The organism is Myroides sp. 1354 (assembly GCF_030324495.1).
GTDB lineage: Bacteria > Bacteroidota > Bacteroidia > Flavobacteriales > Flavobacteriaceae > Flavobacterium.
The window spans coordinates 96,611-113,195 of record NZ_JACAGN010000012.1; the positions used below are offsets into that span (position 1 = coordinate 96,611).

12 protein-coding genes are annotated in these 16,585 nt (G+C 38.0%); all 12 read left to right on the forward strand.

Translation table 11 applies throughout. The annotated features are described in order from the left end of the window. Positions 1 to 5 precede the first annotated feature (5 nt). The 12 genes from HX004_RS12740 (at position 6) to HX004_RS12795 (ending at position 16,499) form a co-directional block, all read left to right on the forward strand. Positions 6 to 1,136: a sensor histidine kinase gene (locus HX004_RS12740; RefSeq protein ID WP_286442954.1), complete on the forward strand. Its 1,131-nt coding sequence runs from the start codon at positions 6 to 8 to the stop codon at positions 1,134 to 1,136. A gap of 11 nt (positions 1,137 to 1,147) precedes the next feature. Further along, positions 1,148 to 1,903, forward strand: coding sequence for a LytR/AlgR family response regulator transcription factor (locus HX004_RS12745; RefSeq protein ID WP_286442955.1), 756 nt, complete (start codon positions 1,148 to 1,150; stop codon positions 1,901 to 1,903). A gap of 144 nt (positions 1,904 to 2,047) precedes the next feature. Then, on the forward strand, positions 2,048 to 3,244 hold the full coding sequence (locus HX004_RS12750) for an efflux RND transporter periplasmic adaptor subunit (RefSeq protein ID WP_286442956.1): 1,197 nt from the start codon (positions 2,048 to 2,050) through the stop codon (positions 3,242 to 3,244). Positions 3,245 to 3,298: 54 nt separating this feature from the next. Continuing rightward, on the forward strand, positions 3,299 to 6,454 hold the full coding sequence (locus HX004_RS12755) for an efflux RND transporter permease subunit (RefSeq protein ID WP_286442957.1): 3,156 nt from the start codon (positions 3,299 to 3,301) through the stop codon (positions 6,452 to 6,454). 13 nt (positions 6,455 to 6,467) lie between these two features. Further along, positions 6,468 to 7,859 (forward strand): efflux transporter outer membrane subunit, encoded by a 1,392-nt coding sequence (locus HX004_RS12760; protein WP_286442959.1) that lies wholly within the window; start codon positions 6,468 to 6,470, stop codon positions 7,857 to 7,859. Positions 7,860 to 8,031: 172 nt separating this feature from the next. Beyond that, on the forward strand, positions 8,032 to 9,165 hold the full coding sequence (locus HX004_RS12765; RefSeq protein ID WP_286442960.1) for an efflux RND transporter periplasmic adaptor subunit: 1,134 nt from the start codon (positions 8,032 to 8,034) through the stop codon (positions 9,163 to 9,165). 100 nt (positions 9,166 to 9,265) lie between these two features. Next, a complete protein-coding gene (locus tag HX004_RS12770; protein WP_286442961.1) occupies positions 9,266 to 9,679 on the forward strand; it encodes an HYC_CC_PP family protein in 414 nt (137 codons plus the stop codon). A 78-nt stretch (positions 9,680 to 9,757) separates the two neighbouring features. Further along, entirely contained in the window at positions 9,758 to 11,146 is a 1,389-nt protein-coding gene (locus HX004_RS12775; RefSeq protein ID WP_286442962.1) for a TolC family protein, read from the forward strand. Between the two features lie 6 nt (positions 11,147 to 11,152). Further along, complete coding sequence (locus HX004_RS12780) at positions 11,153 to 14,311, forward strand: efflux RND transporter permease subunit (protein WP_286442963.1); 3,159 nt, start codon at positions 11,153 to 11,155, stop codon at positions 14,309 to 14,311. A gap of 5 nt (positions 14,312 to 14,316) precedes the next feature. Further along, positions 14,317 to 15,405, forward strand: coding sequence for an efflux RND transporter periplasmic adaptor subunit (locus HX004_RS12785; protein ID WP_286442964.1), 1,089 nt, complete (start codon positions 14,317 to 14,319; stop codon positions 15,403 to 15,405). Between the two features lie 5 nt (positions 15,406 to 15,410). Further along, a complete protein-coding gene (locus HX004_RS12790) occupies positions 15,411 to 15,875 on the forward strand; it encodes a hypothetical protein (protein WP_286442965.1) in 465 nt (154 codons plus the stop codon). Between the two features lie 48 nt (positions 15,876 to 15,923). Then, a complete protein-coding gene (locus HX004_RS12795) occupies positions 15,924 to 16,499 on the forward strand; it encodes a helix-turn-helix domain-containing protein (protein ID WP_286442966.1) in 576 nt (191 codons plus the stop codon). Positions 16,500 to 16,585: the final 86 nt, after the last annotated feature.

Below are 16,585 nucleotides of genomic sequence, written 5' to 3' on the forward strand. Positions count from 1 at the left end.
CAAATATGGAGAGAAGTATAGAAAAAAATAATATTGACCAATCGCTGTTTACCAAACATTATCGGCTAGTTGTAATTCCAGCTGTTTTGGTGTTGTATTTGTTTTCGCACTTTTTATTGAATCCCTATGATCCAGAGTGGTATACCACCATTGATGAAGATGGTTTTTTACAATCGGGAATTATGATTTTAGTGTATTGTACTCTGATTAGCGAAATCAGTTTGCGATTAAGTCATGCACTCAACAAAGTATTGCCTTGGACAAAATCCGCCGCCTGGCGTGTGATAGTTCAATTAGTGTTGTTGATTCTCTCTATCTTTATTGTGTATTGTTTACTCAATATTGCTTACTTGGTTTGGATACCCTATGAACCGGGAGAAATATTGGATTTAGAAGCGAAAATAGACATTTGGCAATCGCTGTTGATTAGCATTAATACTGGAATATTTATTAGTGTGATTCACACGGGTTATTTTTTAATTAAAAACTGGAAAAACTCTATGATGGATGCAGCTGAATTAAAGTTAAAAGCAGAACAATTGGAACGCATTGCAAGTCAGGCAGAATTAGAAACGCTGAAGATGCAATTGGATCCTCATTTTCTGTTTAATAATTTTAGTACGTTATCAGAATTAGTGATTGAAGATCAAAAAGTAGCTGTGAAGTTTATTGACCATTTGGCTTTAGTGTATCGATATATGCTCTCCAATGTTCGAAAAAATACCATTAGTTTAAAGGAAGAAATCAGTTTTGTAGCCTCCTACTTCTACCTGATTAAGGAGCGTATGGGACAAAAAGTAGAATTGATTATTGAAATTCCAGAAGCAGTTCAGCATACACATGCAGTAGCACCTATAGCTTTACAATTATTGGTAGAAAACGCAGTAAAACACAATACGGCATCCAAAGAACATCCGCTAATTATTCACATGGAAGTGGTAAATGAATACGTGGTGGTGCGCAATAATTTACAAAAACTGGTTGTTGAACTGCCTTCATCTAAAGTTGGATTAGACAATATCATTGATCGCTATCGTTTATTGAGTCAGTTGGATGTTCAAATCAGTAGTACAACAGAAGAATTCTTAGTTAAGTTGCCTTTGTTAGCGATTAGAGAAAGAAATTATACGAATTAAAAAATAGGGATATGAATGTATTGATTGTGGAAGATGAGGAACGCAATGCGAATAAACTTATGCGTCTCTTGCATCAAATTGATGCTACTATAGTGGTTTTGACTGTAGTTGAAGGAGTACAATCGGCGGTAAATTGGTTGCAGACCCATGCAAATCCAGATCTCATCTTTATGGATATTCGCCTGGAAGATGGACTTTGTTTTGAAATTTTCGAACAAATTCAAGTAGATACTCCCGTTATTTTTACAACTTCTTATGATGAATATGCCCTAAAAGCATTTAAAGTGAATAGCATTGACTATTTGATGAAACCTGTTCAAGAAGAAGATTTGATTCAAGCGTTAGCGAAATATAAAAGTTTGAATCCTGCGGGATTGAATGATTCCATCCAACATATTTTGGGTAGTTTGAATAAAAAGGAAATTGTTTATCGCTCGCGTTTTTTAATTCCGTATAAAGATGGATTTAAAACAGTGAAAGTCGAAGAAATTGACTTTATCTATTCTGAATTAAAAATAACGCATTTGGTGTTAAAAGACAAAAGTAAGATTATCATTGGTCAAACGATGGAGGAGGTGGAAGAAGAGTTAGATCCACTTGCTTTTTTCAGAGCTAATAGACAGCATATTTTGCATATTGACAGTATACACAACATTCAAAATTACTACAACGGAAAGTTGAAAGTTACTTTGCTCCAAGATCCCCAGCGGGAGATAATTATCAGTCGAGAAAAGGCCCCATTATTTAAAAATTGGTTGAACTCCTAAAGCTACAGTTGTAGCTTTTTTTTGTTTGTACTCACAGATTAGTCCCGTATTTTCACGCTTCAGTCCTCAATTTTTACGCTTCAAAATAAAAAAAAAGCATCGAAATTCTCTTTTTTTCATTTTTGTTCTGTAATATGAAATTTTATGAATAGAGTTTATAGAAACCTAAGCGTATTGGCTTATGTAGGGCTAACTGTATTTACCTTGCTAACTGCAGTAGGGTGTAAACAAACGTCAAATGATTCGGTAGCCATGGCTGGAAATATTGAAGTGAAAACGGAGGTAGTAGAACGTGGAGATGCTGAAGTAGTACATAGTTATACCGCCTCTTTACAAGGAAAGGTGAATGTAGAAGTACGCGCACAAGCTTCGGGTTATATCAATAAGATTGTAGTCAAAGAGGGAAGTTATGTCAAAAAAGGACAACCTTTGTTTATCATTGATCCACAACCGTATCAAATCAAACTGCAAAATGCAGAAGCAACCTTAAAAGCTGCCTCAGCAGAGTTAGTAAATGCTCAATTAGAACAAGATAAAGTAAAAGCATTAGTTGAAAATAAATTTGTATCTCCTATTCAGTTGCAAACAGCAAATGCTGCTCTAGATAGTGCGAAAGCATTAGTAGGACAAGCGAAAGCAGCTGTTGCAGAAGCTAAGCTTAATCTAAGCTATTGTACAGTAGTGGCTCCTGTTGATGGGTTTTTAGGACGAATTCCAAAATTAGTTGGAAACTTAGTCACAGCGGGCGAAGCAGAACCTCTGACAACCATGTCTGATATCTCGCAGATTTACGCTTATTTTTCCGTAACAGAATCGGATTACTTTGACTTGATAAAGGGAAGCAATGGAGAACAAGAGGTTCTACCGATGGATATTGAACTCAAATTGAGTAATGGGGATACCTATCCATTGAAGGGAAAAGTGGATATGATAAACGGTGAATTTGATAAAGCAACTAATGCGTTAAGTGTACGTGCAGTATTCGATAATCCGGATAAATTATTGAGAAACGGAGGAACGGGAATCGTAAGTTTAGTTGCTAAGAAAAGTGATGTCTTGCAAATTCCGATTGCAGCAACCATGGACTTGCAAAATAAAGTTTTTGCTTATGTACTTGGAAAAGACAATCAGGTGGAACAAAGACAGCTGAAAATTGTGGGTAAGAACTTGCATACTTACTTTGTTCAAGGAGGTGTTGAAAGTGGTGAAGTTATCGTTACAACGGGATTGGATAAAATTGCAGATGGAGACAAAGTTCAACCTTTGAGTACTACTTCCAATAAAGAAATTAGCGCTGTGAAGGGAGAGGAGCAATCAACCCGTGAAACAACGGTTTTATAGTCCTGACACTAATTACAAAAAACAAACAACAATTCAATTTAACAAGGTAATTTCATGCTAAAAAAAATAATTCACAGGCCTGTATTGGCGACCGTGATTTCTGTTATATTGGTAATTTTGGGTCTTGTAGGACTAAAAGAATTACCAGTCCAGCAGTTCCCCGATATTGCTCCACCTAGTGTGGCTGTACACGCATCTTATCCAGGAGGGAATGCTGAAACTGTACTAAAATCAGTGGTTACTCCTTTAGAGGAGGTAATCAATGGAGTAGAGCGAATGACTCACATCGAATCTACTGCAAGTAATGATGGTACAGCAACGATTACAGTCTTTTTTGAATTGGGAACTGATCCCGATCAAGCGGCAGTAAACGTACAAAATAGAGTAGCTCAAGTGCAGGGAATCTTACCAGAAGAGGTAATCCGTGCGGGTGTAAATACACAGAAAGAGCAAAGAGGAATGATTATGGTTATTGACTTAATCAGTGATGATGCGGAGCTCTATGACGAAACTTTCGTTCAAAACTATGCAAGAATCAATGTAGTTCGCGCTTTAAAGCGTATCAAGGGAGTTGGAAACGTGCAGCTATTTGGTGAAAAGGATTACGCGATGCGCGTATGGTTAGATCCTCATAAATTAGCTAATCGAGGATTGACTCCTTCTGATGTTGAACGCGCAATTCAAAGTCAAAGTTTAGAAGTTGCAGCAGGTAACCTCGGACAAAATGCTGGTGGTGCTGTTCAATATACCTTGACTTATCCAGGAAAATATAATACACCCGAACAATTTGAACAGATTGTTGTTCAAGCTGATAATAGCGGTAATGTACTTTATCTAAAAGATATTGCTCGAATCGAATTTGGAGCAGTAGCTTACGATGAGGAAAATAAGGTAAACGGAAATGAAGCGGTTTCTATGGCGGTTTTTCAAACCAATGGATCCAATGCCAACGACATTCAGACGCAAATTTATGCAGTATTAGAAGAGTTGAAACCACAATTGCCGAAAGGGTTGAATTACAATGTGACTTTTGCGAGTAAAACCCAATTGGATGAATCCATCAATCAGGTGAAAACAACCTTAATAGAAGCCTTCTTGTTGGTATTCTTAATTGTATATTTATTCTTGCAAGATTTTAGATCGACATTGATTCCAGCTATTGCGGTACCTGTTTCTTTGGTCGGTACTTTCTTCTTCCTAAATATGTTGGGATTCTCCATCAATATGTTGACCCTCTTTGCTTTGGTACTCGCCATTGGAATTGTAGTGGATGATGCCATTGTTGTAGTGGAAGCCGTCCATGCCACCATGATGATTGACGGATTAAATGCAAAAGAGGCAACATCTAAAGCTATGGGAGAAATTACAGGGGCAATTATTTCCATTACCCTCGTCATGTCAGCGGTATTTTTACCTGTTGGATTTATGACAGGCCCTGTAGGGGTGTTCTACCAACAGTTTGCCTTTACTTTGGCCATTGCCATCTTAATCTCAGCGGTGAACGCCTTGACTTTAAGTCCAGCTTTATGTGCGTTACTATTGAAAAACCACTATACGGAGGAGCATGGAGAAACAAGTAAAAAAGGGTTTTTAGCCCGTTTCTTCTCTAGTTTTAATAGTGGATTCAACGCCTTAACTAATCGCTATGTTGGAGGGATTAAATTTTTATTGAAGCGAAAAGTATTGGGTGCTTCTCTTATTTTGGGATCTATTGTAGGGATGATTCTATTGATGAATATTACCCCTAAAGGGTTTATTCCCAATGAGGATCAAGGGTTTGCTATGTTTGCTTTGTCTTTACCTCCAGGTTCTTCTATTGATAGAACAACTAAAGTATTGAAAGAAGGAGATGACATTATGCGCAAGCATCCAGCGATTAAATCAGTAACCACTATTTCTGGATTTAATATCTTGGGGAATGCAGCCAGTCCAGCTTACGGAATGGGATTCATTGCCTTCAAAGATAGAGCAGAACGTGGAGAAGTAACCGATATAAACGAAATTTTAGCAGATATAAACGGACAGTTATCAACGATTAAAGAAGGAGATTTCTTCGTATTTGCTAACCCAACAGTTCCTGGTTTTGGAGATTTCGATGGATTAGAATTAGTGGTACAAGATCGCAAAGGTGGAACGATTAATGAATTTGCTGATGTAGTGACTCAATTTAATGCAGATTTAAGTGCATCTGATGAGGTGGTACAAGCCTTTACGATGTTTAAGGCAGATTTTCCGATGTATAAGATTGTCGTCGATCCAGTGAAGGCTAAAATGCATGGAGTAGAAGTAAGTGAAATGATGGCTGCCGTACAATTGTTTTACGGAAGTGCTCAAGTGAATGACTTCAACCGCTTCGGAAAACAATTTAAAGTTTTTGTGCAAGGAGACGCCCCTTTTAGAGCGAATGAAGATTCGTTTAAAACCTTATATGTTCACACTCAAAGAGGAGAGATGATTCCAATCAGCTCTCTGGCAAAACTAGAAAAAGTATATGGACCACAAGCAATTAGCCGTCATAACTTATTCAATGCGATTACGGTAAATGGAATTATTAGTCCAGGTGTTAGTACGGGAGATGCCATGGCGAAAGTAGAGCAAATCGCTTCCGAGAAATTACCTACAGGTTATGGAATTGAATGGTTGGGATTGAGTAAAGAAGAAAAACAATCAGGAAATCAGATGATTTTCATTTTTGGCTTGTCTATTTTATTTGTGTATTTCATTCTGGCAGCTCAATATGAAAGTTACATCTTGCCGTTGGTGGTGTTATTCTCTCTACCTGTTGGAATTATTGGCGTATTTGTCGCCATTGGAGCTGTGGGTATTGCCAATAATATTTACGTGCAAGTAGGGCTCATCATGCTCGTCGGGTTATTAGCGAAAAATGCCATTTTGATTGTAGAGTTTGCCGTACAAAGACGAAATGCAGGGCTATCAATTGTTGAGGCAGCATTGGAAGCTTCGCGTTTGCGTTTGCGTCCAATCTTGATGACCTCCTTTGCCTTTGTGGCAGGATTAGTGCCTTTGATGTTTGTACAAGGGTCTTCTGCTCAAGGAAACCACTCCATTAGTATTGGTACGGCAGGAGGAATGTTCTTTGGTGTAGTATTAGGGGTATTTGTGATTCCTGTTTTGTATGTATTTTTCCAATATGTACAAGAAAAGATTTCAGGTGCACCCGTAACAACAGAACAAACTACGGAAGTTTAAAATGAAATTTAAAATGAAGAAATACCTATATATTATACCGGTTGCTTTGACTTTTACTGCTTGTAAGGTGGGGAAAGACTATGAGCGTCCTACGTTGGATACGCCCAACCAGTTTTATGTCAATACGCAGGTAGATAGTACAGCCAATACCTTGGCTGAACTATCTTGGCAACAGTTTTTTGGACAAGAGGAATTGGCGCATTATGTACAATTAGCTTTAAACCAGAACACAGATTTACAATTGGCCATCAAGAATATCGATCAAGTAAATTTGTTGTACAAACAGTCTAAAATGGCGTTGTTACCCAATTTAACCATGCAAGTAGCAGGAACCCATACGGAGTGGTCTAAAAATAGTGAAATAGCCTCAACAGGAGCTTCTCGTATCAGCAAAGATTATACTGCTCGTTTAGATTTATCTTGGGAATTGGATGTTTGGGGGAAAATTAGACGTGAAAAAGAAGCAGCATTAGCCTCTTATTTACAAACACAAGAAGTAAGAAGAGCCATTCAGAATCGATTAGTTGCTGAGGTTGCAACTGCTTATATCAATTTATTGATGCTTGATGAACAATTGCGCATTGCTGAAGAAGGATTGGTTTTGCGAGAAAAAACATTTGCCTTGACGCAAAAGATGTATGAAATTGGAAATGAATCGAGTATTGCTGTTCAGCAAGCAGAAGCACAATGGCTAGAAGCACAAGAGCTACTGCCACAAATTGAACAAGAAATAGCCTTGCAAGAAAGTGCTTTGGGGGTTTTGCTCAACCATTTTCCTCAAAAAATTCAACGTACTGCTTCGATTAATGATTTGCAATTCTCTACGAATTTGAATACAGGAGTACCCGCTGAATTTTTAAGTCAACGTCCGGATATTCAAATTGCGGAACTAGAACTGAAAAAGGCCAATGCAAAGGTAGGAGCCGCTCAAGGAGAGCTGTATCCAAGCTTGACTATTTCTGCTCAAGGTGGACTCAATGCCATCGAAGCTTCTCAGTGGTTTAATACCCCTGCTTCTTTGTTTGGAACCATAATTGGCGGATTGGTTCAGCCTATTTTTCAACAGAAGAAATTGAGAACAGCCTATGAGATTGCAGTAATTGAAAGAGAAAAGGCGGGAATTAGCTTCAAAAATGCTGTTGTTGTAGGCTATGCAGATGTACATGATGCTTTGGTGAAAATAGACAAAATGACTGAAAGAGAAAAAGTAGTACAACAACGCGTATACTTGCTCAATACATCCTTAGATAATATTCAGGTGATGTTTGGTTTGGATAAAGCTTCCTATTTAGAAGTGGTTAATGCGCAGGCATTAGCTTTACAAAGTAATTTGAATTATGCGGAGTTAAAACGCGATTATTTGGCTTCGAAAATTGATTTATACCGCGCATTAGGCGGACACTAATCACTTGTGTTGTGAGGCATAAAAAGAAGCGGATTCCCTCTTTGGTGAGGGAGTCCGTTTTTGTTTTGACCTACTTTCGGTTGACAAGGGAATAAAATGAAAAACCCAGGAGAAAAGAACTTTAAAATCGCGTGATTGTTCGTTATATTTGTAGCTCTTATTGAAGTAAGTTATGAAGAATACAAAAGTTAGAGCGCAACAAATAATAATGACGGTTGGCTGTATTGTTTTTTTGGTTTGGGTGGGCATTCGCGGAATGAATGAACGCGCTAGTGATACACAAGAAACCAGTACAAAAGTAGACGAACAGTTGCCACTTGCTTCAGGAGGAGTACACCTAGTAGATGTTTCAGAGGAGGTGGTTGTCGTGAATCAAGCCTATCCTACACAAGTTGGTGCATCTCCTTCTATTGCTATTCGCGCTGATAGAGGAGGAGAATTACTTCAACTTAAAGTAGATGTAAATGATCGTATTGAGATAGGACAAGAAATTGCCTTTTTACGTGTAGCACAAGGAGATACTCTTGGATTAGGGAAAGTCAATCGCAAAGTTAGAGAAGCTAAAATCCATGTAAAAGAAGAATTAGAACGATTATTAGCCATTGATCGAGGTGAAGATGGATCGGAAGCAAAAGAAAAATATGAAAAACAATATGCTTTGTATAACACAGCTAAAAAAGAAGCTGCGGAATACGAAGAACAGTTGAATAAAATAGCTTCTTCCTCAAATGTGATTTATGTAGAAAAACCAATTAAAGCAACAAGTGAAGGAATCGTAAAGCAAATCTTAGTGGGAGCGGGTAGAACCATTGAAGTGAATCAACCCTTATTGATGATTCAACAAGGGCAAGCAAAAACTATTCAAATTGCAGTAAGTAGCGAGAATTACTTGTTGGTGCGCAATCACTTGAGACAAATTAGAGCGAAGGTCGTTTTTCAAGATCAATCTTCTTTACAGTTGCCTGCTTCAGTTTTAGAATCCTTTACACAGCAGTCGATTAATGAAGACGGGAAAATAGTGATGAGTTTGAATGTGTCTTCTATTCCTAATGTACAGGATATCCGAAGATTAGATTTGAGTATTTTAAATATACCTACCAAAGTAGTGGATGAAAAAGCACTTTTTATGCGTGATACTACATCGTACATTTGGACAGTTAATGCTGATAAAAAAGTAGAGGCAACTCCTGTTGTCGTAGTTAAGAAAGAAGACGGAAAAGCCTATGTACAAAAGGGAAATGCTAGTTGGAATCGCGTATTAATTGGTGATTTAACTACGGTAAAAGAAGGCGATATCGTAGAGTAATAAAAGTCCATCCAGTTTTTCCTCCCTGTAAAATTATACAACATATTTCCAAAATTATGTAATATTCTATCGTATAGGAGTTGATACCTTCGCCCTATATATGAAGAGAATATTAGTCATACTATTTAGTATTTTGTACTTCTTTTTAGCCTCTGGCTTTAGTACATATCAGCACATCTGTAAAGGATTAGTGCAACAGACAAGTATGGCTTTTGCTCAATCGGAAGAACAAAATTGCGCCTTTTGTAGTAAAGAAGGAAAAACAGTCAAAGAACCAAAAAAGAACTGCTGTAAAGACAAAGTCGAAGTTGTAAAAGTAAAGTCAGAAGTACAGCATTCAACCTTTAAGATTCTCAAAGTTTCCTTTTTTGTCGACGCTATTTTGCACCGTTATTTTGGTGCTGTCTATGAATTTGTTGCTGCACCAAAAGAAGTCCTCACTCCCTACTCATATTATCTATATGTAGTAAAGGAAATCCCTTTATACATCAAGCATTGCGTATACAGAATTTGATTGTACAAAACCCGATAAATGTATCTTTCAACCAGTTAGATACAACGAGTTATTGTATAATTAAACGCGTAATTTGAAATGAAATTCAATACAATAGCGTGTGTTGTTTTATGGGGTGTAGCAACTACTGCATCAGCCCAAACCCTTACTTTGGAGCAAACCATAGAACAAGTTACTCAACGCTATCCCCTCATAAAAAGTAAAGAAGCAAAACGACAAGCTTCTATATATGCTACTCAAAATCAAAAGGGACATTATTTTCCTGATTTAACGTTCGGTGCTCAACAGAGTTACGGAACAATTAATGCACAAAATGGACCTCTATATGCCTATGGTGGATTAGGTTCCGCAGCTACTTCTATGCCTTTAGCAGAACAAAACTGGAATGCAGCCTTTGGTTCCCTATATTTTGCCAATGTCAATTGGAATTTGTTTTCATTTGGTAAAACGCGTCAAGCAGTAGCGATGACCAACGTACAGCAAGAAGTGGCACAACAAGACGTAAATCAAGAGATTTTTAAGCAACAAATTAAAGCTAGTGCAACTTACTTTAATTTGCTTGCAGCACAGCGCATTGTTGAAGTACAGCAGCGAAATCTGGATCGATCTAAAGTCTTTTATACAGTAACTGCGGCCAAGGTAAACAGTGGATTAATCGCTCAAGTTGACGAACGTTTAGCTCAAGCCGAAGTGGCCTTTGCAGAAACGACCTACATCAAAGCTTATGACAAGGAATTGGAATGGGAAAATCAATTATCTGATTTATTAGACGTGGAACGTCAATCCTATGAATTAGATTCTTTGTTTTACACCCAACAACCTCTTGTGTTTGAACAAGAATCTGTCTTAGAGCATCACCCTATTTTACAATGGCAAGAACAGAGAGTAAAACAAAGTCAAACGATGGAGAAATTAGTGCATCGCGCTAGTTTACCTCAACTGAATGCCTTTGGAATCATACAAGGACGCGGTTCTGGTTTTGATTGGAATTATGTACAAGATAATACGGCTTTCACTAAAAACTACAGTAATGGAGTGGGAATTGATCGTACAAATTATTTAGTAGGATTGCAGTTGACCTGGAATATTTCTCACTTTTTTCGCACAACATCTAAAGTGAAAGAGCAAGAAAAAATTTCTCAGAGTTTGCAAGAGGAGTACGCTAAAATGGATCGTGAACTAAGCAATCAAGTATTGTTGACAAAAGAACAGTATCAAAATGCTGAAATTATTCTAGCACACAGTACAATTGAAGTACAAGCTGCTACGATTGCTTTTGACCAACAAAAGGCGCTGTATGAAAATGGGTTAAGTGATTTAGTCGCTTTTACTCAAGCTTTATACACCTTACAACGCGCTGAAATTGCTTTTGAAGTGGCTCAAAATAACATTTGGCAAGCGCTTTTAATGCAAGCTTCTGCTCAAGGAGATATTCAACTTTTAATCAACGCTATTCCCAAAAAATAATAGATTATGAATTTAATTCGCTTTGCCTTGCGCAAACCGATATCTATTATGGTATTGGTTATAGGCTTGTTGTTCTTTGGACTCAAATCATCCAAAGAGATTCAGGTAGATATTTTACCTGAGATGAATTTACCTGTCGTGTATATTGCCCATTCGTTTAATGGGTATACACCTCAACAGATGGAGGGGTATTTTACCAAGATGTATGTAAATATGATGCTTTTCGCTAATGGAATTAAAAGCATTGATACTAAAAATACGCAGGGATTAACCCTAATGAAAATTGAATTTTACGAAGGAACAGATATGGGAGAGGCTATTGCTTCTATCTCAGCGCTATCCAATCGTTCTGTTATTTTCTTGCCTCCTGGGGCACCACCGCCTTTTATTATTCGCTTTGATGCTTCTTCTCAACCTGTAGGACAGCTGGTGTTTCGTTCAGAAACAAAAACGAATAACGAATTGCAAGATATTGCCAATTTCGTAGCACGTCCGTTCTTGATTAAAATTCCAGGAATGACAACGGCACCTCCGTTTGGTGGTTCACCGCGTACGATTGAAATCAACATTGATCCCAATAAGCTTCGCACTCATCAAATGAGTCCAGAGCAAATTGTAGAGGCTATTAGCAGACAAAACGTAACCATGCCTTCGGGTAACGTATATGTAGGAGATAAAAACTATTTAACCCCAACGAATAATACGCTAAAAACCGTAGAGGAATTTGGTAGTATTCCCTTGTTTAAAGGACAAGTGGACAATGTGTATTTACGCGATGTCGCTACTGTAAAAGATGGAGCAGATATTACAACAGGCTATGCCTTAGTAGACGGAAAACGCTCAGTATATATCAATATTGCCAAGTCAGGAAAAGCGTCTACTTATGATGTAGTACAACAGTTGAAAAAATCGATTCCTCATATTCAGAATAACCTGCCAGAGGATGTGAAGATTTCGTATGAATTTGATCAATCGGTCAATGTGATTAATGCCGTGAAAAGTTTAATCGTAGAAGGTGTTTTAGGAGCTTTGTTAACAGGATTGATGGTATTGTTATTCTTACGCGATCCTCGAGGAGCGTTGATTGTAATCCTAACGATTCCTATCGCTATTATTTCTTCGGTTTTATTCTTGAAATTATTTGGTCAAACCATCAATATCATGACCTTATCAGGATTAGCTTTAGCTATTGGTATTTTGGTGGATGAGAGTACGGTAACCATTGAAAATATACATCAACATTTTGCCCTCGGTAAGAGTAAGGTTCAAGCCATTTGGGATGCGTGTAAGGAGATTGCTTTTCCAAAGTTGTTAATCCTTTTCAGCATTTTGGCTGTGTTTGCACCAGCTTTTATGATGACGGGAATTCCAGGAGCTTTATTTATGCCTTTGGCTATGGCGATTGGATTTGCCATGACGGTTTCTTTCTTGTTATCTCAAACTTTTGTGCCGATTATGGCGAATTGGATCATGAAATATCATCCAGAGAAACACGCAATTTCAGAAGAAGCCAAAGGATTTGATAAATTCAAGAATCGCATGGTTGCTCAAATTGAGAAGATCATGCCATTAAAGAAAATTATTGCAGCAGGATCAATTGTATTTGCTTTGTTGGCAGTTGCCTTTATGTATCAAAATATTGGAAAAGACGTTTTGCCAACGGTCAATTCGAGTCAAGTCCAAATGCGTATTACTGCACCAGAAGGAACGCGTATTGAACATACGGAAATGAAGGTGAAAAAGTTATTGACTGAATTAGAAGACCTATTTGGCAAAGAGAAAATCGCCATTTCATCTGCCTTTGTGGGGCAACACCCTTCTTCCTTTGCGGTGAGTCCGATTTACTTGTACAATGCAGGTCCGCATGAAGCTTCTATGCAAATTGCCTTTAAAGATTTTAGCGGAAATACAGACGAACTAAAAGATCAAATTCGCCAACGCATTCAGGAAAAATTACCAGAGTTGAAATTGACGTTTGAGCCAATTGAATTGACAGAAAAAATCTTAAGTCAGGGAACGAATACGCCAATTGAGATTCGAGTTTCAGGTATGATGCGCAAGATGAATATGATGACGGCGAATAAACTATTGGCGAAGTTGAATGAAATTGATTATATGCGCGATCAAAAGATGCCAATCTCGATGAATTATCCTGCTTATGAAATCAATATTGACCGCGTTCGCGCTGCTCAGTTGGGATTAGATGCCATGGATATAGCAAAATCACTTGTTGCTACAACAGCTTCATCGCGTTATACCAACCGCAATATGTGGGTAGGAGGTATGATGGGAATTGCCTATGATGTTCAGGTTCAAATACCACAAAACCAATTGAATAGTAAAGAAGAATTAGAAAATATTCCCTTGAGTAAAAATGCAGATCGCCCCGTGTTGAGTGACGTAGCAACCATAACTGAAACCAAGGCATTAGCAGAAAGTTATAACGAAGGAACGATGGGCTATGTAACGGTGATTGCCAATGTACATAAAACTGATTTGAATCGAGCAAAAGAAGATGTAGAGAAGGCTATTGCAGAGTTGGGAGAATTGCCTAAAGGTGTAAACGTAGAATTAATGGGAATGGCTCCCGTATTGGATGATACGATGCAAAGTTTAGCAGGCGGATTATTAGTAGCAATTGTTGTTATTTTCTTAATGTTAACGGCTAATTTCCAATCGTTTAAAGTGTCTTTTGTTATTCTAACTACAGTGCCATTTGTTATGTTGGGATCCTTGTTATTGCTAAAAGCCACAGGATCAACGGTGAATCTACAGTCTTATATGGGAATTATTATGTCGGTTGGAGTATCCATTGCCAATGCCGTACTCTTAATTAACAACGCAGAGACCTTGCGCAAAATAGGATGGACGGCTACAGCCGCAGCGATTGAAGCGACGAAGCTGCGTATACGACCAATTGCCATGACAACCTTGGCTATGATTGCCGGTATGTTGCCAATGGCAATCGGACATGGGGAAGGAAGTGAGCAAGTAGCACCCTTGGGAAGAGCTGTAATTGGAGGTTTATTAGCTTCGACAATTTCTGTATTGGTGATTTTACCGATGGTATTTGCCTGGGTGATGAATAAAGTAAACAGACAATCCCCGTCCTTAGATCCCGAAGATACAGAAAGCATTCACTATATACCGACTGAAAACAAATAAGAATCATGAAAAGAATATATATCACCCTACTTAGTTTAGTAGTACTTACTGCCTGTGCAGATAAGAAAACAACAGAAACAGAAGAGAAAAAAGGCGACGCTACGATGATGTCCGGAATGAATAACACAGAAACTGTAGTTATCTCGAAAAGCAATCCCATCGTTCCCCTGCAATTACCTGGAGAGTTAAGAGCAGATCAACGTACCGAATTATTTGCCAAAGTCAATAGTTATGTCACTGATTTGCGCGTAGATATTGGAGATCGCGTAAAAAAAGGACAGGTTTTAATGGTTTTGGAAGCGCCAGAAATTCAAGCCCAAGTTTCCAATGCCCAAGCGAAATGGAAGGCACAAGAAGCTATGTACATTAGTACAAAAGCGACCTATGATCGTACCTTGAGAGCCAACGAAACAGCAGGAGCCATTGCACCTGATTATTTAGAGCAGATTACAGCCAAAATGCTAGCTGATAAAGCACAATTAGCAGCGACTAAATCCGTTTATGAAGAGATGCAAAACATCGATCAGTATTTAGTCATTCGCGCGCCTTTTGACGGTGTAATCACAGATAGACAAGTAGATAAAGGCGCTTATGTAGGGCCGATGAGTAAAATCCCCTTGTTGATTGTAGAGGACATTCACACCCTGCGTTTAAACCTTTCTATAGCAGAAGCCAATACTCCCTATATCAAAGAAGGTGATACTGTAAAATTCAAGGTAAGAACCTTGCCTCAAAAAGAATTTGCAGGTACGATTACTCGAAAAGCAGGTAGTTTAGATTTGAAACTGCGCGCGGAGCAAATTCAAGCGGATATCAGCAACAAAGAACAGTTGTTAAAACCCAATATGATTGCGGATGTAACCTTGCAATTGAAAAGAGAGGAACCGAGTTTCTTTGTACCCAAATCCGCTTTAGTGGAGAGCAACCTAGGCGTGTATGTCATTGAAGTAAGAGAGGGAATTGCCTATCACGTCAAAGTAACCAAGGCAAGAGTAATGCCGATGATGGTGGAAGTCTTTGGGGAGTTAACGGAAGGAATGCACCTATTAAAAATGGCAACAGAAGAAATTATACATGAACAAAAATTGAAATAAGAAAAATGAAAGCACAACGAATTAAAATCGCAGCGATGTTAGGACTAAGTGTATTAGCTATCGCTTGTGGAGAAAAGAAACAAGGAGATAAGCAACAAGCAGAGGCTGCTTTAGAACAAGTGAAAGAAGAAATGAATCACAAGATGGGTGGAGACGTTGCAGCATCAGGCCAATACAAAAAAGGAGATGTTGTTCCCAAAGAACTTGTTTGCATGGTGAATGATGCATTTATGGGAAAAGAACAACTCAAAGTAGAACATGAAGGAAAGGTATATTACGGTTGTTGCGCCATGTGTCAATCTCGTATTCCAGAAGATGAGACGGTACGCGTAGCCAAAGATCCATTCACTTTAGAAACAGTGGATAAAGCCGATGCTTATATTGTCATGATCGGAGACAACGGGGAAGTGGCTTATTTTAAAAATGAAGCCAATTACCAACAATTTGTAGCAGAAGCTCAGGTTAATTAATTTGTTCCATAGGGAAGTAGTTCCTGCTTCCCTATATTTTTTTTTACTATGGATAATGATTGGATTGTATATGTGAAAAATATGGTTTGCCCTCGGTGTATTACTGTGGTGCAACAAGAATTGTTGAAAGTTGAGATCAATGCAAAAGCGGTACAATTAGGAGAAATCCAACTGGAAAAACCGTTGACCAAGTTGAAAATGGAACAGCTTAAAATACAGTTACTTCAAGTGGGATTTGAAGTGTTAGATGATCCCAAACAGATTATTGTTGAACAAGTGAAAACGAAGATTATCGCTTATGTTCAAAATAAACAATACTCTCATTTGAATTTATCCGATTATTTGACAGCTACCTCTTCGTTAAGCTATGCGCGAATTGCTCGATTATTTGTCGCTCATACGACGTTGACCATTGAAAAGTACTATATCTTACAGCGCGTTGAAAAAGTAAAAGAACTAATTTCTTATTGTGAATTATCGCTAGATGAAATAGCACAACAATTGCATTACAAAGATGTGAGTCATATGAGCAAACAATTTAAAAAAACAGTGGGAGTAGCCCCTTCTGTTTATCGAAAGAATCAACAGTTTGAACGAAAGTTTTTAGATCATATTATTACTTAATTACTTGATTACCGAAGGTTGTGCAAATACCTTCAATAGATTGCTAGTTTGTTGACGAAAAGAGTACCTTGGACAGTCCTCTTTTT

What these genes read in the sequence shown, in the direction of transcription:
- HX004_RS12785 (WP_286442964.1), top strand. Translation starts at nt 14,317, where the DNA reads ATGAAAAGAATATATATCACCCTACTTAGTTTAGTAGTACTTACTGCC.
- HX004_RS12770 (WP_286442961.1), top strand. Translation starts at nt 9,266, where the DNA reads ATGAAGAGAATATTAGTCATACTATTTAGTATTTTGTACTTCTTTTTA.
- HX004_RS12750 (WP_286442956.1), top strand. Translation starts at nt 2,048, where the DNA reads ATGAATAGAGTTTATAGAAACCTAAGCGTATTGGCTTATGTAGGGCTA.
- HX004_RS12780 (WP_286442963.1), top strand. Translation starts at nt 11,153, where the DNA reads ATGAATTTAATTCGCTTTGCCTTGCGCAAACCGATATCTATTATGGTA.
- HX004_RS12790 (WP_286442965.1), top strand. Translation starts at nt 15,411, where the DNA reads ATGAAAGCACAACGAATTAAAATCGCAGCGATGTTAGGACTAAGTGTA.
- HX004_RS12755 (WP_286442957.1), top strand. Translation starts at nt 3,299, where the DNA reads ATGCTAAAAAAAATAATTCACAGGCCTGTATTGGCGACCGTGATTTCT.
- HX004_RS12795 (WP_286442966.1), top strand. Translation starts at nt 15,924, where the DNA reads ATGGATAATGATTGGATTGTATATGTGAAAAATATGGTTTGCCCTCGG.
- HX004_RS12760 (WP_286442959.1), top strand. Translation starts at nt 6,468, where the DNA reads ATGAAGAAATACCTATATATTATACCGGTTGCTTTGACTTTTACTGCT.
- HX004_RS12765 (WP_286442960.1), top strand. Translation starts at nt 8,032, where the DNA reads ATGAAGAATACAAAAGTTAGAGCGCAACAAATAATAATGACGGTTGGC.
- HX004_RS12775 (WP_286442962.1), top strand. Translation starts at nt 9,758, where the DNA reads ATGAAATTCAATACAATAGCGTGTGTTGTTTTATGGGGTGTAGCAACT.
- HX004_RS12740 (WP_286442954.1), top strand. Translation starts at nt 6, where the DNA reads ATGGAGAGAAGTATAGAAAAAAATAATATTGACCAATCGCTGTTTACC.
- HX004_RS12745 (WP_286442955.1), top strand. Translation starts at nt 1,148, where the DNA reads ATGAATGTATTGATTGTGGAAGATGAGGAACGCAATGCGAATAAACTT.